The organism is Streptomyces sp. NBC_00996 (assembly GCF_045162675.1).
Taxonomy (GTDB): Bacteria; Actinomycetota; Actinomycetes; order Streptomycetales; family Streptomycetaceae; genus Streptomyces.
The window spans coordinates 7,606,640-7,625,408 of the sequence record NZ_CP108723.1 but is presented as its reverse complement, the minus strand read 5'-3'; the positions used below and the strand labels follow the sequence as shown (position 1 = coordinate 7,625,408).

General features: G+C 68.0%; 10 protein-coding genes and 3 pseudogenes. 6 read left to right on the top strand and 7 right to left on the bottom strand.

Annotated features, from left to right (window positions below):
- Positions 1-51 precede the first annotated feature (51 nt).
- From OG390_RS35770 to OG390_RS35760, 3 genes are all read right to left on the bottom strand, one after another.
- On the bottom strand, positions 52-462 hold the full coding sequence (locus OG390_RS35770; protein ID WP_406173635.1) for a hypothetical protein: 411 nt from the start codon (positions 460-462) through the stop codon (positions 52-54).
- A gap of 467 nt (positions 463-929) precedes the next feature.
- Positions 930-3,551 (bottom strand): FG-GAP-like repeat-containing protein, encoded by a 2,622-nt coding sequence (locus OG390_RS35765; protein ID WP_406173634.1) that lies wholly within the window; start codon positions 3,549-3,551, stop codon positions 930-932.
- Positions 3,552-3,768: 217 nt separating this feature from the next.
- Positions 3,769-4,413, bottom strand: coding sequence for a hypothetical protein (locus OG390_RS35760; RefSeq protein ID WP_406173632.1), 645 nt, complete (start codon positions 4,411-4,413; stop codon positions 3,769-3,771).
- A 1,299-nt stretch (positions 4,414-5,712) separates the two neighbouring features.
- Here OG390_RS35760 and OG390_RS35755 point away from each other — a divergent pair.
- The 3 genes and pseudogenes from OG390_RS35755 to OG390_RS35745 all read left to right on the top strand — a co-directional run.
- Positions 5,713-12,647, top strand: a pseudogene (locus OG390_RS35755) (DNRLRE domain-containing protein); the annotation flags it as partial.
- Positions 12,648-12,767: 120 nt separating this feature from the next.
- A complete protein-coding gene (locus OG390_RS35750) occupies positions 12,768-13,415 on the top strand; it encodes a nucleic acid/nucleotide deaminase domain-containing protein (RefSeq protein WP_406178047.1) in 648 nt (215 codons plus the stop codon).
- Positions 13,416-13,513: 98 nt separating this feature from the next.
- Entirely contained in the window at positions 13,514-13,885 is a 372-nt protein-coding gene (locus OG390_RS35745) for a hypothetical protein (protein WP_406173630.1), read from the top strand.
- Positions 13,886-14,240: 355 nt separating this feature from the next.
- Here the strand turns inward: OG390_RS35745 and OG390_RS35740 are convergent.
- Positions 14,241-14,456: pseudogene (locus OG390_RS35740) on the bottom strand (recombinase RecQ); the annotation flags it as partial.
- Between the two features lie 215 nt (positions 14,457-14,671).
- On the opposite strand from OG390_RS35740, the gene OG390_RS35735 reads away from it, so the two are divergent.
- Both OG390_RS35735 and OG390_RS35730 read left to right on the top strand, forming a co-directional pair.
- Positions 14,672-14,890 carry a hypothetical protein gene (locus tag OG390_RS35735; RefSeq protein ID WP_406178395.1) on the top strand — a complete coding sequence of 73 codons (219 nt, stop codon included), beginning with the start codon at positions 14,672-14,674 and terminating at the stop codon, positions 14,888-14,890.
- 140 nt (positions 14,891-15,030) lie between these two features.
- Positions 15,031-15,588 carry a glycoside hydrolase family 25 protein gene (locus tag OG390_RS35730; protein ID WP_406173628.1) on the top strand — a complete coding sequence of 186 codons (558 nt, stop codon included), beginning with the start codon at positions 15,031-15,033 and terminating at the stop codon, positions 15,586-15,588.
- On the opposite strand, the gene OG390_RS35725 is transcribed toward OG390_RS35730, so the two are convergent.
- Positions 15,562-16,248, bottom strand: a complete 687-nt coding sequence (locus OG390_RS35725; RefSeq protein ID WP_406173627.1) for an HAD-IA family hydrolase — start codon at positions 16,246-16,248, stop codon at positions 15,562-15,564. The genes OG390_RS35730 and OG390_RS35725 overlap by 27 nt on opposite strands.
- Positions 16,249-16,274: 26 nt before the next feature.
- Between OG390_RS35725 and OG390_RS35720 the strand changes: the two genes are divergently transcribed.
- The gene (locus OG390_RS35720) at positions 16,275-16,823 is read left to right on the top strand and encodes an MOSC domain-containing protein (protein ID WP_406173625.1); all 549 of its coding nucleotides are present in this window, start codon (positions 16,275-16,277) and stop codon (positions 16,821-16,823) included.
- 90 nt (positions 16,824-16,913) lie between these two features.
- On the opposite strand, the pseudogene OG390_RS35715 reads toward OG390_RS35720, so the two are convergent.
- A pseudogene (locus OG390_RS35715) lies at positions 16,914-17,597 on the bottom strand (NADPH-dependent F420 reductase); the annotation flags it as partial.
- A 78-nt stretch (positions 17,598-17,675) separates the two neighbouring features.
- The gene (locus OG390_RS35710; RefSeq protein ID WP_406173623.1) at positions 17,676-18,671 is read right to left on the bottom strand and encodes a zinc-dependent alcohol dehydrogenase family protein; all 996 of its coding nucleotides are present in this window, start codon (positions 18,669-18,671) and stop codon (positions 17,676-17,678) included.
- Positions 18,672-18,769 lie beyond the last annotated feature (98 nt).

The following is an 18,769-nucleotide window of genomic DNA, read 5'->3' as shown; positions in this document are numbered from 1 at the left end:
AGTCCCTGAAAAGTCCCTGGGGAATCCCTGAGCTGCCAGGCACCACTGAGGTCAGGAGGCCTGCCCGGAGGCCAGTTCCTCGAACGCCGAGCGCGCGGTGGCGAGGAACGCCGGGACACTGGGCCGCAGTTCGGACCTGCGCAGCCAGGTCGTCGTGACCTCGGTCCGCGAGGCGCCGCCTGTCAGCGGCATCGCCGTCACCTCGCCCCGTGCGGCGGATCCGGCGATTCGGGCAGCGGGGCACTGCCCATGCCCGCGGCCATGTTGGAAGTCCGCGCCCTGCTCGCCGTGCATGGAGTTGTAGAACTTCGATTCGGGGTCCTCCACCCACCAGTCGTCGTCGGTGACCCGGTGGTAGGGCATGGCGGTGCCCCCGGCCTCCATACCGAAGCCCTCGGTGATGGTGTAGGTGCCGGTCGGGGTGGTGTAGGTGCCCTGCCTGCGGGTCGCCCCGCCGGTCACGCCGTTGGAGCCGACCCGCCCCGCGCCCGTGCTGAACTGTGCCTTCCAGCCGGAGGAGCCTTTGGCCCAGGCGGTGACGGTGGCGTAACGGACGTCGCCGCCAGTGCGCCGAGGACGAGGACGGCGCTCAGAACCCGCCAGGGAAGGATCTGCAGGTTGTGCTCCTTGCAGGGATCGGATGACGAACGACGAGCGGACACGAGGAGACGGGCGCCATGACGGGCACCTCTCGCAGACTCCCCCGCGGGCAGCACGAACAACGGACGTCGCGGCCGGCCGGTCACCCCGCCCGGTTCCCCGAGGACCGGGCCACGGTCCGCGGGACGGTGCGCTCGGCGCCTGACCGACTGATGCTGCGTCCGCCGGACGCGGCTGCCTGCCCGTTCGCGGTCGTGGCCGGACACCGGACGTGGGCCGGGCCCTGCCTGGTGGAGGGCCCGGCCCACGTGCTGGTGTGCCGCTGTGGGTTACGGGGTGAGGGTCTGGCCGAGGTGGGCGCCCGCGGGGGTGCCCAGGGTGGTGCGGCCGTAGTAGACGCCACCGCTCATGTCGATGCCGGAGCTGCCGGAGTCCAGCTGGAGGATGGTGCCGTCGTAGCTGTTCTCGCCCTCGGCGCCGATGGCGAAGTCGGCGCGGCCCCAGCCGGAGAGGTCCTGCAGGACGACGGCGGAGCCGAACTTGTCGTCGGGCTCGGTCGCGCCGGGGACGCCGGAGGTGTCCTGGCTGATCGCCTTGGCGCCGGAGCCGGTCAGACCGCTGGAGGAGCCGCGCAGCAGTTCGGTCATGCCCGCGTTGGACTGGTTGGTGCCGCTGCGGGTGATGTCCTCGCCCGGCAGGCCAGCCAGGACGTCCGCGTAGCCGTCGTCGTTGAAGTCGCCGACGGACACGGAGGCGCCCATCGCGTCGCCGGCCTCGGCGGCCCCCGGGACCCCGCTGGTGTCCTGGTGGATCGTCTTCATGCCGGTGGTGGTGAAGCCGGTCGACGTGCCGGGGACCATCGTGACCTGGCCGCCCGCATGGGCGCCGGACTCGGCGGTGTAGGGCTGGCCGATGACGATGTCGTCGTAGCCGTTGCCGTTGACGTCACCCGCGGCAATGGACCGGCCGCCCTTGACGGACAGGACGCTGACCTTGACCAGGCCGGAGGAGGTGCCCTTGAACCAGGTGACGCGGCCGGTGCCGGACTGGTCGCGGTAGTTGAGGGCCACGTCCGCATACCCGTCACGGTTGAAGTCGCCGGTGGCGGCATCCAGGTAGGCGACCGAGCCGGTGGCACTGGTCAGCTTGCCGTACTGGGTGGCGCCACCGGTCAGGTGGGCGTTCCAGCTGCCGCTGTTGCCGGTGCCCGCCGAGAAGACGTCCGCCTTGCCGTCGGCGTTGAAGTCGCCGACCGTGACGGCCGCACCGAGGTGGGCGCCGCTCATCGTCACGCCCGACGTGCCGTAGATGTAGCCGGAGTTCAGCCCCGGCCCGTACAGCACGGTGACCGCGCCGCGGTCCGCGTGGCCGGAGGTGTCGTCCTCGCCGGGCGCGCCGATCGCGAGGTCGGCGTACCCGTCGCCGTTGGCATCGCCCCACGCGGTGGACGCGCCGAAGCTGTCCCCGGACTCGGAGGAGCCGGGCACGCCCGGGCTGGACTGGGTGAGTTTGATCTCGCCCGCGGCGACCGGGCCGTCGGTGCCGCCCGGCACCACGACGGCCTCACCGGAGCTGCTGCCTTCCCGCGGCACGCCCGCGACCAGGTCGTTGATGCCGTCCCGGTTGAAGTCGGCGGTCGCCATCGCGGAGCCTGCGCCCGCGCTCGCGGCGAAGCGGCGGATCTCGCCGAGCCTGGCGTACATGGCGTCGCCGGGGCACTCGGTGGCGTACGCGTCGCGGTGGCCGGAGATCTGGTTGAGGGTGGCCTGCTGGCCCTTCTTCCAGACGCCGGTGTCCTCCATGGCGGTCAGCGTGACCGTGCCCTTCGGGTCACCGCCGTACTGGCCCAGCTTCCAGGCGGCGAGGCGGGCCACCGACTCCAGCGTGGCGCGGGTCGGCCGGCCCGCCGCGATGCCCTTGGCCGTGTCGCCCTGGAAGTCGCCGAGGACGGCGATGCCGGCCGAGTAGCTGTTGAAGCCGTAGGTGTGCGCGCCCATCACCGGCAGGTCGACGCCGCCCGCGCGGCCCTCGAAGATCTGGCCGCACTTGTCGACCAGGAAGTTGTAGCCGATGTCGTTCCAGCCGTTGACCTGCACGTGGTACGCCATGATGCCGCGCACGATCGACGCGGACTGGGCGCAGCTGTAGCTGTTGGTGCCGACCGTGTGGTGCACGAAGACGGCCTGGACCTTGTCGATGTACGAGGGCGGGTCGTCGACCATCGACTCGTCGGCGCCCCACAGCGCCCGGCTGAGGATGGGGGGTTCGGTGACGGTGGACGGCGGCGCGGTCGGCTTGATCTCACTCGGCGACGGCGAAACGGAGTCACTCGGGGACGCGGTCTCGGTGGGCGACGTGGAGTCGGCCGGCGTGGCGGAGTCCGACGGGGACGCGGAGCCGGAGGCCGAAGGCGCGTCGACAGCGGTGGGCGACGCGGACGCGGAGTCCGTGGCACCAGGGGTGGCGTCCTCGGCGTACGCGGCGGGCTCCACCTCGGTGTCAACGGCCCTGGACTCGCCGTTGGTCACCACGCCAGGGTCGACCAGGTTGACCTGAAGCCCCTTGGGCAAAGCGGCGGTCGCGGTGCCGTCCTGGGCGACGAGCTGCACCTGGACACCGTCGGACGGACCGACCCAGATCGGCTCGGAGGACCCGCGCATACCGGGCTTCACATCCTCCGGCGGGTCCTCGTCCAGGTCCAGGTTCTGCCAGTCGCTCCACTGGCCGGTGTCGAGACCGCGGGTGCGCACCTGCGCGGTGCCGTCGATCTTCTTGGCGCCGCCGTTCCAGGAGACACCGAGCATCGAGAACTGCTCGGTGCCGGTCTGCGGCAGCGTGCGCCTGCCGTTGCCGGTGCCCTTCAGCGCGAGGTCGTAGACCTTGACCGGCCGCTTGGCCCGGCCCGCCGCGCCGTGATCGCCGGACGGGCTGGCCAGGGCGTACGTCGCCACGCCCCCGCCTCCCAGGACCACGGCACCGATGGTCAGCCAGGCTCTTCGTTCAGGCTCAGCGGTCTGTAAGCGTGCGACGTGCGGCGATTCAAGATGTAATCCACCTCGTAGAAAAGTCACGTAAGGCACACCTGTCGCTCAGGTGGCCTGCCTTCACCCAGCGCACAGCACCCGCGGAACATCACCGCCGGGCCGGGCCAAGTGACGCAGGTCACTGCTACTGATCGGGTTGGCCGGCCGGCTCGTCCGGTGCGGGCAGTGAGCCCGTGCAGGTGGCGCGGCCGAAGTGGCCGGTGGCGGTGGCGCTTTGGATGTAGTGGCCGCGGATGGTGAGGGTGCAGCGGGCCTGGCCGCCGTTGTCGCCGAGGGTGATGCTGACGATGGGGTCCCGGCCGAGGGGAACTTCCACGCTCTTGTGCCACGGCAGGGCGGCGGCTTTGACGACGGTGGCTTTTCCGGTGGCGCTGCGGGCCTGGTAGCTGATGTCGGCGGTGCCGGTGATCTCGTAGGTGACCGCGGCGGTGGGGGGCCGGTGCTCCGGCTTGCCGCCGCTGGGGCCGGTGTTGAGCACGCCATACAGGACGAGTCCGGCGCAGGCGGCCAGCATCGCACCGCCGGCGATCAGGCCGGCACGGTCCGCACGCCCTCGGCTCGGTGGCCTGGCGGTCGCCGGTGTGGCATCGCCCGGTTCCGCCTGCCGCTGCCCGTCCGCCGCCCGCCCAGCGGCGGGGGCTTGCGCGGGCCCTGTGTCATCTGCGGATTTCGAGCCCGCACGCGTGTCGGCCAGATCCTGATCTGTGCGGATGTCCGGTTCTCCGGCGTCGGGCCGGGGCGTTTTGGATTCCCGGGTTGTGCCGCCCATGAATTATCCCCCTTGGAAATATTGACGTTCGGGATATCGGCGCTCGGGTGGGAGCCCGGCGGTTATACACGATGCCGCGCGCCGCTGGCCGGCGACCGGAAATATCGGATATCCGGCGGGCCCGGATTGGCCTCAAGTGCCCGTAAAGAGCGTCAAGCGACCGCAATATGCGGTCGCTTGACACTGCGTCGGCGAACTGGCTAGAAATCCGGCGCCGCTGCGCATGACTTCTCGATCCGGCAGACAGGGGCGGGTTTTCGGCGGCGTGTTTAGTCCACGACGCATGAGGAAAGGCTTGGCGTGAGACCCAGATTGGGCAGGCTCATAGCGTGCCTGGTGGTATCCGCGGTGACGAGTACCGCGCTGCCCCAGGTCGCTTATGCCGCACCCGCCTCGGACGGTGACGACAAGGGAATCGTCGACACCGTCAAGGGTTGGTTCGCGGATGATAGCAAGGGAAACGAAAAGCCGCCGTCGCATGACGAATTGGGGATTGCCGACCGGCAGAAACTGCCGAAGGGCAAGAACGCCCCGAAGGCCGTGCGGGTCAAGGAGCTGACGGGCAAGCGCACGGCGTCTGCGCGGTTCTGGCAGATGTCGGACGGCAGCGTCCAGGCGGAGCTGTCGGCGGTGCCGACGTCCTTCCGGTCCGGGTCGGGCAAGAAGGCGACCTGGAAGCCGATCGACACGACGGTCCGCGAGAGCGGGGCGCAGGGCTTCGAGTTCGCCAACACGACGAACGAGGGCCGGAGCTGGTTCGGTGCGGACGCGGACCGGCTGGTGCGTTTCCAGTCGCCGTCCGGCCGCTCGGTCACCCTCGGCCTCGACGGTGCGGACGGCTCGCTGAAGCCGAAGGCCAAGGGTTCCACGGTCACGTACGAGGATGTGGCGCACGGCGCGGACCTCGCGTACGCCGTCGGTCCGGGCCGGGTGAAGGAGAACATCACCCTGGCCGAACGCCCGGACGGACCGCTGAAGTTCACCTTCACCCTGGACACGGCCGGGCTGACCCCGAAGGCGCGCAAGGACGGCTCGATCGCGCTGTACGGCGAGCTGCCGCACACGCCCGAGCTGGTGATCCCGGCGCCCTACATGACGGACGCGAAGAAGGCCGACAAGTCGGTCTTCGGGGAGACGTACAGCACCAAGGTCAGCCAGAAGCTCACCAAGGACGGTAAGTCCTGGAAGCTGACCGTCACGCCGGACGCGAAGTGGCTGGCGTCGAAGGAGCGTCAGTACCCGGTGGTCATCGACCCGACGATCACGATCGCGCCCTCGCCGGCCGACTCCCAGGACACCATGGTCCTCTCCGACCAGGCGTCGACGAACTTCAACACCACCTGGAAGCTGTCGGCCGGCAAGACCGACACAGGCACCGCCCGGTCGCTGATCAAGTTCCCGCTGAGCGAGATCCCCTCGGGCACGACGATCGACTCGGCGCGCCTGGAGATGTACTTCGACCAGGCGCACACCACCAACGCCAACGACGTCACCATCGGCGCCTACCGGGCGACCGGCGCATGGGACGAGTCGACGGCGACCTGGTCCAACGCCAGTTCCCTGGTGGGCGAGTTGTCCGGCACCAGCGTGCAGGTGGACGACGGCGACGCGGGCACCACGGCCGCGTCCGGCTCCTGGCCGGCCTCCGGCTCGACGCTGACGCAGTACGCGATCGGCGGCGACTACCGCTACAACAAGGACACCGTCGCCGGGGACACCTACACCTGGCAGCCGGAGATCAAGGACGCGGGCACTTACAAGGTCGAGGCGCACTACGTGGCGGCGACCGACCGGGCGACCAACGCGCCGTACACGGTGACGTCGAAGAACGGCACCGCGACCTACACGGTGAACCAGCAGTCGGGCACCAACGGGGTGTGGGCCGCGCTGAACGGCGGTTCGCAGATCAGCTTCGCCAAGGGCACGGCGGGCAAGGTCGTCCTGGGCGACGGCCCGGCGTCCTCGACCACGGCGGTGATCGCGGACGCGGTCCGCTTCACCAACCCGGCGTCCATCGTGAAGAACACCGGCGAGTACAATCAGTGGCACAAGTTCCCCGTCACCGACACCGTCCAGCAGTGGCTGGACGGCACGTCGACGAACAACGGCTTCGTGCTCAAGGCCACCGACGAGTCGTCCACCGCCCCGACCGGCGGCCCCCGCTACGAGTCCGGTGACGGCGACTACGGCGGCGAGACCTCCACGATCCCGCGGCTGACGGTCACCTACGGCAAGGTCGGCACCACGCTGAACTCGCCGACCGTGATCCACTCCACCGGCCCGGAGCTGAGCTGAGCTGGAAGGCGTACACCAACACCACCGGCGACCCCGGCTACGACATCGCCGAGTACCAGCTGCACCGCTCCACGCAGCAGACGTTCACGCCGTCCGCGGCCACCCTGGTCGCCCCGGTCGACAAGTCGGCGACGGCCTACACCGACACCACCGCGACCCCGACTCCGGACTCCTCCTCGGCGGAGATCGGGCGGTCGTACTACTACCAGCTCGCGGTGAAGACGAAGAACGGCCAGCTGCTCGGCTCGCCGACCCGCATCGTGGGCGTGCCCAAGGCGGGCCGCACCATGCGGCTCATCCAGGGCACGTCGGGCGTCACCGACACGACCCTGGCCTCCGGGCAGCCGGCCACCAACCAGGACGCCATCCAGTCGTTCGGCGTGGGACAGAAGTGGCTGGAGGCGGGCAACGACTCCACCACCTACGGCAAGGCGCGCGCGGCGCTGAAGTTCGACACCGGCGCCATTCCGACGACGGCGACGGTGCTGGAGTCGCGGCTGTTCATGTGGGGCGCGGAGACCACCACCGGCACCAACGGCGCGATCTACGAACTGCACGGGCTGAACCGGGACTTCGACGAGACGACGGCGACCTGGAACAACGCGTCGTCAAGTACGGCGTGGACGACGGCGGGCGGCGACTTCTCGGGCACCGTGTCCGACACGGTCGGCTCGGTGTCGGAGGTGGGCCGTCACTGGTGGGACGCGACCTCGCTGACCCAGGGGTGGACCACGACACCGTCCAGCAATCAGGGCGCCCTGGTCAAGGTGAAGGACGAGTCCTCCACCGGCCCGCAGGAGCGCACCCTGTTCCTGGCCTCGGAGGCGGCCGACCCGCAGCTCGGCCCGCTCCTGCGCGTGATCTACGTCGACTCGACGACCGCGGACACGTACTACGCTCCGACCACCCCGTCCCGCATGACCCCGAACTCCACCTACACGGTGGACTTCACGGTCACCAACACCACCAGTTCCGCTTGGGCGGCGGGTGAGCGGGAGCTGTCGTACACCTGGGAGCTGCCGGACGGCACCGACGTGACGACGGGCGGCAACCAGCTGTCCACGGCGATCCCGGCCCTGAATCCCGGCCAGTCGGCGACGATCCAGGCGCAGGTCGCCACACCGATCAACTCCGACGCGGGCAACAAGCGCACCGACTATGTGCTCGGCTGGGACGTCAGGAAGGTCTCCGACGGCAGCTGGCTGTCGGTGACGAACACCTCGATCCAGCCGCTGAAGCAGAACGTGGCAGTGGAGGACCCGACCTCCGACACCCTCGGCCTGGAGAAGTTCTACTCCTACACCGGGAAGAACACGGGCGCCGGCTCGACGGTCATGAACAACCTGGCGTCGGGCAACACGGTCTGGTCGTACAACGCGTTCACGAACCCGGGCCGTGGTCTGAGCACCTTCGCCCGCTTCTCGTACAACTCGCTGGACACGTCCGACACGGTGCTGGGTGCGGGCTGGTCCGGACAGGCCGCCGGTCCCATCCGCCTCGGCGCGCCGCTGGACTTCCACCCCAACCCCAACCCGACGGAGATCCGTCTCCCGGACGGCGACGGGACCACGCACGTCTTCACCAAGCAGCAGGACGGGTCGTGGAAGGCCCCGGCCGGCGTCCACTACAAGGTCACGATGAAGACGGGCCTGGACTGCACACCGGACAAGGACCCGGTCCCGGACGCGTGGACGCTGCTGCGCCCGGACGGCACGCGGTTCCTCTTCGGCTGCGACGGCTACCTGACGTCCACGGTCGACAAGAACGGCAACACGCAAACGTTCACGTACGAGGAGCGCAAGTCCAACAACAAGCCGACCAAGTTCCTCACGTACATCACCGACCCGGCGGGCCGGCAGTCCCTCACGGTCGACTACTACAAGAAGGGCGACGCGTCGTACGACTACATCGACGACACGGGCGCCAAGGCCACCGGCAGCAACCTGACCAACTCCAAGATCTACGACCACGTGAAGTCCATGACGGACATCTCGGGCCGCAAGGTCTCCTTCTTCTACACGACGAAGGGCCTGCTGGGGCAGTTCACCGACGGTGACGGCTCGTCCCAGCCGAAGGTCTTCAAGTTCACCTACGACGCCACCCAGGGCAACAAGAACGTCAAGCTGGTCAAGGCGGCGGACCCGCGCGGTCATGCGACGCAGTTGGCGTACTACGCCCCGCAGACGGGTGACGACCCGAAGTACCACTGGTGGACGAAGACGATCACGGACCGTCTGCAGGGGGACACGGGCTTCGCGTACGCGGCGGACACGGCGAACACGAAGTTCACCGACACCACGGTCACCGACGCCGAGACGCACGCCACGAAGTACGTGACGGACGACTTCGGACGTGCCGTCCAGACGACCAACGCCAAGTCCCAGACATCAAAGACGAGTTGGGACGCCGACAACAACGTCACCTACCTGGAGGAGGACAACAGCGCCAAGACCGCGTACTGCTACGACCAGAAGACGGGCTACCCGCTCTGGCAGCGCGACGCGGAGAACAACACGGCGGGGGTACCGGACCAGGCGACCACCTGTGTGTCGGACACCTCCAAGTGGCCGGCCAACGCGGCCAAGTACGAGTACCAGACGCGCGCCGACGGCTTCTCGGCCGACCTGTTCCGCAAGACCTCCCCGGAGGGCCGCGCCTGGCAGTTCGAGTACGACAGCTTCGGCAACCTGAAGACGGTCACAGACCCCAAGGGCGTCGTGGCCGGTGACGGTACGTACACCACGTCGTACGAGTACGACTCCTACGGCGAGTTGACCAAGGCGACCGACGCCAACGGCAACCCGACTACCAACAAGGACTTCGGTCCCACGGGTTACCCGGCGACGATCACCGACGCGCTGGGCAAGTCGAGCTCGTACGTGTACGGCGAGCGCGGCCAGGTCACCCAGGTGACCGATGCGCTGGGCAAGAAGACCACGCAGACGTACGACACCTTCGGGCGTCCGCTGGCGGCCACGGTGCCCAGGGACCAGGACGCGGGCGTCTTCATCACCACCCCAGCTCCGGTGTACGACGCGAACAACAACGTGACCACGTCGACGGCGCCCAACGGTGCGGTCTCGACTGCCGCGTACGACGACGCGGACCAGGTCACATCGGCCACCGCGCCGAAGGACACCTCCACCTCCGACGAGCGGACGACGACCTACACCTACGACAAGGTCGGCAACCTGAAGTCGGCGACGGAGCCGAAGGGCACGCTGACCACGACGGACCCGGACGACTACGTCACAAGCAACGCCTACGACGCGATCTACCAGCTCACGTCAGTGGTCAACGCGGCAGGCGACACCATCTCCTACGCGTACGACAACGTCGGCAATGTCACGACGGTCGTCGACCCGAAGAAGAACGCCACGTCCGACCCGGACGACTACACGTCGAAGACCGCCTACGACCTGGACCACCGGGTCACGCAGGTCACCGACGCGGCGGGCAACGTCACCGAGCGGGGCTACGACAAGGACTCGCTGGTCACGTCGACCACGGACGCCGAGAACAACACCACCACGATCACCTACGACGAGCGGGGCAAGCAGACCGAGGTCAAGGTCCCGCACGTCGGCACGTCGACCATCACCTATCGGACGACGAAGTACGAGTACGACCAGGTCGGCAACACCACCAAGGTGATCACCCCGCGCGGCACGGAGACGTCGACGGCCGACGACTTCGCCTCCCGGACCGAGTACGACGCGCTGAACCGCCCGGTCAAGCAGTACCAGCCGTACGACCCGAACGACGCCCGCTACAACAAGCCGGACGTCTACACCCAGACGTCGTACGACGCGGTGGGCCGGGTGGCGAAGACGTCGCTGCCGCCGTCGGAGGGCCAGACGGTCCGCAACGACACGACGCACAGCTACTTCGACAACGGCTGGGTCAAGTCGTCCACGGACCCGTGGGACATCGACACCACCTACGACTACAACGACCTGGGCGAGCAGACCAAGCGCACGCTGACCTCGGCCGGCGGGTCCTCGAACCGGACCATGACGTGGTCGTACTACCCGGACGGCAAACTGAAGTCGAAGTCCGACGACGGCGTGCCGGTGGGCAGCGCGGTGGTCCTCGTCGACAACTCCGATACCCAGAACACCTCCTCGACCGGTACCTGGACGAAGGGAGATATCACCGGTCAGCAGGGCTACGACCACGCCACGCATGCGGCGGGCAGCGGCACGGACGCGTTCACGTGGATGCTCAACATCCCGACGGACGGCACGTACACCGCGTACGTGAAGTACCCGACGGTGGATGGCGCGGCGACGGCGGCGAAGTACACGCTGACGCACGCGTCGGGTTCGGTGGACAAGACCGTCGACCAGACGAAGTCGACCGGCTCGTGGGTCTCGCTCGGCTCGTACACCTTCACGCAGGGCAATGACGCTAAGCTGGAGCTGGCCGAGAACAGCGGCGGCACGGTCGTCGCTGACGGTGTGAAGCTGGTCCGCGACAACTCCGGTGAGACGGACGACGAGAAGCACAACTTCAGCTACGGCTACGACGTCAACGGCAACCTGACGTCGATCGACGACCTGTCACCGGGCGCGAAGATCGACGGCTACGCGGTGGCGTACGACGGCCTGAACCAGATCCAGAAGGTCGCCGAGTCGACGTCGGGCACTGAACAGACGTCCACGTCGTACACGTACGACGCGAACGGCCAGCCGGAGACGGTCGACCACCCCGACCAATACAGCAAGTACACCTACGACTTGCGCGAACTGGTGAAATCGGTATCGGTCGGCAAGACTGCGTCGGACGCCTCACCGAAGGTCACGTCGTACACGTACACGCCGCGCGGCCAGAAGCTCCAGGAGACCAAGGCCAACAACAACACAGTCGACTACACCTACTACCTCGACGGTGCACTGAAGTCGACGACGGAGAAGAAGGGCTCCGGCACTCTCGTCTCCTCGCACACCTACGCCTACGACCCGAACGGGAACAGGGCGCAGGACGTGGCGAAGAAGATGAACGCCGACGACCACGCCGCATATCTGTCCTCGACCACGGACTACACCTATGACCCGGCCGACCGGCTGGCGAAGTCGGTGAAGACCGGCAACGGCGCCGGGACGGACACGTACGTCCACGACGACAACGCCAACGTCATCAACCAGACGGTCAAGGGCACGACCAGCACCTACACCTACGACCGCAACCGGCTCCTCTCGGCGAGCACGGGCGGCTCGACGGCGAACTACAACTACGACCCGTTCGGCCGCCAGGAATCGGTGACCTCGGGCGGCGAGATCATCTCCCGGAGCGTGTACGACGGCTTCGACCACGTCGTGGAGTCCCAGAAGATGGACGACACGGGTGCGATGAAGTCCACCACGTACACCTTCGACCCGCTGGACCGCACCGCCTCGAAGACGGCGGACGGCAAGACCACCGACTTCGACTACCTGGGCCTCTCCAGCGAGGTCCTGGACGAGAAGGTCGTCGGCGAGCTGACCAAGTCCTACCAGTACAGCCCGTGGGGCGAACGCCTGTCGCAGGTCAAGCACAACACCGACGGCACGACCGAGGACGGCTACTACGGCTACAACAGCCACACCGACGTCGAGACCCTCACGGACGACAACGGCGACACGAAGGCCACGTACGGCTACACCGCGTACGGCAGCAACGACGACTCCGAGTTCACCGGCATCGACAAGCCGGACGCCGCCGACCCCACGAAGGAGGAGTACAACCCGTACCGCTTCAACGCCAAGCGGTGGGACGCCCAGTCCGGCACGTACGACATGGGCTTCCGCGACTACAACCCGGGCCTGAACCGCTTCACCACCCGGGACATGTACAACGGAGCCCTCGCCGACATAAACCTCGGCAGTGATCCGTTCACCGGTAACCGATACGCCTTCACCGGCGGAAACCCCACCAGCCGCATCGAGCTGGACGGACATGGCTGGTGCGACTGGTGCTCGGACGCCGCGTCCTCCGTGGGCGACTGGTTCTCCGAGAACTCGGACACCTTGAGCGATGCCGCCAGTGATCTGGGCGGATTGCTGCTCAGCGGCGGGGGCATGATCGGAGGCGCTGGCGCCGTGGTCCTGGGCGGTGCCGAGTGTGTTGCGGGCGGGATCGAAACACTCGGGCTCGCTTGTGGGCTCGGCGCTGCGACAGCAGTATCCGGGGCCGGCCTCGCAGCCGCGTCGGCCAAGGGCTTCTGGGACAGCGCCTCCGAACTCGGCAAGGATCTTGGCAACCTCCGCAGTGCAGATTCGGATTCTTCGTCCGGCGGGTTTTCTGCATCCAGTGGAGAGATTTCGTACAACAGCGACGACCTGAGTCGCGCGGCTTTCAATGCCCGTACGAAATCCGGAGTCGGCGATGGGCGAAATGTTGCCGCAGCGTGGGTGGAGGGCCTGGATGAGCCCGTGGTCGGGTTCAGTAAGGGCAAGGTAAACGGCAAGGAATATCACTCGGAGGATGATGTTCTGGCCCAACTCAAGGCCATGAAGATCGACCCGAGTAAAATCAGGGCACTGTACAGTGAACGGCAGCCGTGCCCTGACAAGTGCGACCCCATGCTGGCAAAGGTTCTGGACAACGGAACGCCGATCTCCTGGTCCGTTCCGTGGCATACCAAGACAACAGAGTTGGGACGCTTGATGAACGAGCAATCGAACGAATTGCTCAGTGAGATGATCAGGCGGGCAAAGGGGTACTAGTGGTACCGGAGTGACCGGGCCGTGAATCCTTGGGGTTCGGTGGCAGGAATGTTATTCCTGCCACCGAACCCCTCAGTCGACGGAAAAGGAGATTTGCTGTGGTCAACCGTATGGGTGAAGACGCCCTCCGCCACGTTCAGGAATTGGCTGACCTTGCCGTAGAAGCACTCAAGGCACATGGTTTCAACTTGGCGTCGGAAGGGTCTGGAGGGCTGGTTGTGGAGGTCGATGCGGGCGACGACGAGGCAGGAGGTGTGTACATCAAGTGGAAATCCCCTCTTTCAATTTCTTCGAAGGTGACAGAATTGATCCGATCTCAAAATCTGGAGTCCCCCTTCCTGGCGCAGGCCACCCAGTATTCATCCGGAATGCAGAAGGCCCTCTCGAATGCTCTGTCGCTAAGTGGTTTTCTAGTCGAACTTGAAGACGATCTTCGCCCGTTTGGGATTCGCGTGGTTTCCCGCGGATGACCAATTCCGCCCGACGTGCGGGGACGAGGCCCCGACCTGCGCGACGTCCTGACGCGCTGTCGGCGTGAGGGGAGGAGACGGACGCGCTCTCCGCTACCGCGCGGAAACGGAATTCGGCGCCGGGGACGGGGCCCGCCAGGCATGTAGCTGTTCAGCAGGGGTGACGGATCTTCAGGCTGCTGCGGTGAGGTGACCGGGTGTGAGGGCAGGCGGGAGCCACGCGCCGGTGGTGAAGAACTCCTCCAGTGCGTCTGGATCCGTGGACCGGCGAGCCGGATCCCTACGCCGGCATGTACGACGACTGACCGCTCACAAAGCCCCTGCTCAGTGGTTCCGGTCACCTGCGATGACCGGAACCACTGAGCCGGAACCAGTGGCCGTCCACGTCCAGCACCTTCAGCATCGTCTCCAGCCGGCTGCGCCGCAGATCCACCGAGGCCTCCAAGGCCGGCATGGACAGCGGCCGACCCGCCTCAGCGAGGACCGCGAGGGTCTGGCGTACCTCTCCCTCCGGCGGGAAGGCGGTCTCGGCGAAGTACCGCCAGATCGCCTCGTCCTCCTTCCCCGGAAGCCGGCCTCATTGAGGCTGTGGGCGAGAAGGTCCGCGAAGACGGTGGCCGGATCCGGCGGAGCCCGATCTACGCCGCGCCGCGTGGGTACATGTTCCATGTCCTGCGGCAACACCTACGCCAGCGTGCAGTTGGAGGCCGGCGAGTCGATCGTGAGCCTGTCCAGGGGCTCGGACACTCCACACCGAAGGTCACCCTCGACCACTACGCTCATTTCATGCCCGGCGCTGGACATCGCGGCCAGGACGCCATGGACGCATGGCTGGAGCGAGATCAACTACGGATTCTCCCCCAGGACTCCCCAACAGCCGAGTTGATCAAGAACGTGACGCCGAATCTGCAGGTCAAAAGGGTGATCGCCTCCGGCGCCAGCATGAACGTCAAGTACAAGGAGACGGCGCGGGGCGGGCTGGCGGTCAACATCATCGAGTGCTGAGGCACCGACAAGCCGTCGGACCGCGATCGGTGGCCACCAGAGGCTGAGGTTCCCACCGCGAGCGGGGATCGCGCGTGCCAGGGTGGGGCAGGAATCAACCACAACTCCTGCTCCCCCCACCGGCACTTCAGGGAGTCCCCATGCTGCGCGGCATCGACGTGAGCGCATACCAGTCCTCTTCGTACGACACCGACGGCCTCTCCTTCGTCTTCATCAAGGCGACGGAGGGCCGCTCGTACGTCAACCCGAAGCTGACCGCCCAGGTGAAGACGGCCCGCGACGCCGACTGCGTGGTCGGCTTCTACCACTTCCTGTGGCCCGGCAACATCACGGCGCAGGCGAAGTACTTCGTCGGCAAGGCCCCGGAGAAGGCGGGCGACCTGCTCGCCGTCGACTGGGAGACGACCGGCGACGGCACCCACGCGAGCAACGCGGAGAAGGACCGCTTCCTCCGCAAGGTGAAGGAACTCCGCCCCGATCACCGGGTCGTGCTCTACACCAACCGCAACTACTGGCTGAACGTCGACACCACCTCGTACGCGGGCGACGGCCTGTGGATCGCCGACTACGTGACCGCGGGCAAGCCCCGCATCCAGGCGAAGTGGCGCTTCCACCAGTACACCGCCGACCCCCTGGACAAGGACGTCGCCGACTTCGCCGGCAAGGCGGCGCTAGTCGACTGGGCGGGCGGCGGCTGAGCGCTCCCCGGCCGCGAAGGCCAGGATCTCGGGTACGGCCTCGCGCAGGCTCCCGAAGTGGCGGTGGACGCCGTCCACTTCGGGAGCGTTGACTCCCCACACCGTCATGCCGGCGCGCAGCCCGGCCTCCACTCCCGACGGCGCGTCCTCCACCACGAGACAGTCCGCCGGCTCGGCGCCGAGGAGCTTCGCCGCCAGCAGGTAGGGCACCGGCGACGGCTTGCCCTCCTCCACGGCGGCGGCGTCGACGACCACCTGGGGAACGGGGAGATGGGTCCGGGCGAACCGGCCGCGCACCCGGTGCTCGTAGTTCGACGTGACCAGCGCCCAGCACCCGGGCGGCAGTACGGCGAGCAGTTCCGCGGCACCCTCGAAGGCGGAGTAGACGCCGGTGCGTACGTCCTCGTCCTCCAACTCGTGCAGGGCGGCCAGGCACTCCCGCGGGTCGCGATCCGGGGCGACGGTCGCGAAGGTCTCCATGGGGCGGGTGCGCAGCGCCACGCGGTGGACCTGCTGAGGGTTCAGCCCGTAACGCGTCGCCCACGATCCCCAGACACGGCGCTGGTTGTCCACCGCGTCGATCAGCGTGCCGTCGACGTCGAACAGGACGTACTTTTTGGTGGCGTGCCTTACGGTTTCGCTGGTCACGGACGTGATCATGCCATCAGCCGAGCGGGGAGCAGGACATGGGTGGGACCGTCACAGCGGTCAGCAGCAACGGAACGTACTCGTTCACCAAGCCGAATCGGGAGAGCATCAGGCTGCTCGCCGGGCTCGGGGTGGAGGGGGACGTGCATGCCGGCACGACGGTGAAGCACCGGTTCCGGATGGAGAAGGATCCGTCGCAGGTGAATCTGCGACAGGTGCACCTCATGCACGAGGAGCTGTTCGACGAACTGCGCGAGGCCGGATTCGTCGTCGCTCCCGGGGAGCTCGGGGAGAACGTCACCACTCGGGGGGTCGATCTGCTGGGGCTGCCGGTCGGGGCGCTGCTGCGCCTCGGGGACGAGGCCGTCGTCGAGATAACCGGGCTGCGGAATCCGTGCGCGCAGATCGACAACTTCCGGAAGGGGCTGCTCAAGCAGGTCGTCGGGAGGCAGGACGGGGGCGACGGAGGCGTCGTCCACAAGTCCGGTGTCATGAGTGTCGTACGGGAAGGCGGCGTGGTGCGGCCCGGGGACCCGGTCGAGGTCGAGCTGCCGGACGGGCCGCACCAGCCCCTGCGCATCGTCTAGGGCCTGTCCGACGGATCAGGTCGGAGGGGAGCTGCGACGCCTCATCACCGTCCACAACCTCCCGGGACAGAACACCTGGAGCGCCCGGGATCAGGCTCGGAAGTCCGCCGAGCGCTCCCGGGGTGCCTCGGCGAGGGCCTTCGTCACCGCGTCGAGGCCCTCCTGGAGACCGTAGACCGGGGTGCCGGGCTGCTGGCGCCAGGAGTCGTCGAGGCCGCCGGCATCGACGGTGTCGAAGCCGAGGTCGTCGATGAGGGCGCGGACGACGCGCTTGGCTGCCTCGTCGTCGCCGGCGACCGGGAGGGCCATGCGGTCGGGGGCGCCCGCCGGTCGGGGGCGGTCCAGGATGTCCTGGGCGTAGGTGCCGTTGAAGGCCTTGATGACGGTGTGGCCGATCTGCTGGGCCGTCCAGCGGCTCTCGGTGAGGCCCTCGTCCTCGATCGCGGCGATCCTGCCGTCGCGCTGCTGAGGGTAGTAGTTGCCGGTGTCGAGGACGGCGACACCGTCCGCCGCCTCGTCGAGCAGCCCGGACGGCAGGTCCGGGACCGCCTTCACCGGGACCGTGATCACGACGAGCTCGGCGCCGCGTGCCGCGTCCTCGACCTTGACGGGTGTCGCCCCGGTCTCCTCGGCGAGCGGGGTGAGTGTGTGCGGACCGCGGGAATTGGCGACGGAGACGTCATGACCGAGGGCGGTGAGCCGCCGGGTGAGGTTGCCGCCGATGTTGCCCGCGCCGATGATGCCGATCTTCATGAGTGCCAGGCCCTTCCGGGGTTGATGGTCCTGATGGGGGTCACCAACCCCGGGGGCGCACTGGCTATTCCGGGGTGTACGGCACCCGGGTGACCGCCCTCAGGGTTTCACCACGATCTTGCCGAAGTGCGCGTTGCTCTCCATCAGACGATGGGCGTCCCCGATGCGGTCGAGCCCCTCGAAGACCTCGGCCACCGGTGGCCGGAAGCCGCCGTCGCGCAGGCCCGCGTTCAGGAAGGCCGTGGAGCGGCGGCGGCCTGCCGGCGTCGAGGTCAGGGCGGCATTGGCGTACGTGTGGACGGTGAGCGGCCAGTTCCAGGGGAGTACGGCCGGTCGCTGGTCGAGCCAGCCGTAGACGAGCATCGCACCGCCCTGCGCGAGCGCCTCGCCCAGTGGGCGGAAGCCGGGACCGCCGATCGCGTCGAAGATCACCTCGGCCCCGCGCCCGCCCGTGAGCCGCCGGGCCTCCTTCGGCACGTCCTCGTCGTCGGACACGATCACATGCTCCGCGCCGATCTCGAGGAGCCGACGCTTCTTCGTCTCGGACCGGGTGGTGGCCAGCGGAACGGCGCCGATGCGGCGGGCGACCTGGATCGCGGCGGTGCCGACACCGCTGGACGCGCCGGTGATCAGGACATGGTCGCCGGGCTTCAGTCCCGCGGTCTCGAGGAGCGCGCCATACGCCGTCGTGTACGTCAGCCACGCCGCTGCGCCGGTGACCGCGTCCACCGTCTCCGGGCGCGGCACGACCGCGGTCTCGGGCAGCACGACACGTTCCGCGTACACGCCCTGGGCGCTCATCTCGATGCCGGGTCCGGTCGTCACGGGGTCGCCCACGGCGAAGGCGATGACGCCCTCGCCCACCGCCTCGACGGTGCCGGACGCCTCGTAGCCGAGCCGCGAGCCGGGCAGGGTGGGCTGGTAGTAGTACGTCCCCGCGCGGAACAGGGCCTCGGCGCGGTTGAGGCCCAACGCCTCGACGCGGACGAGGACTTCGCCGGGACCGGGGGCGGGCACCTCGACCTCCTCGATCTTCAGGACGTCCGGGCCGCCGAGTTCGTGAAAGAGCACGGTGCGTGAAGTGGTGGATGGCATACCCATGACGCTAGGAGCGCGATGCGAGACGATCCATGCCTGCAGGTCTCGCTTTCCTGTCCGTTCGTCTCACCTCGGTGCCCACGCGCTACGGTATG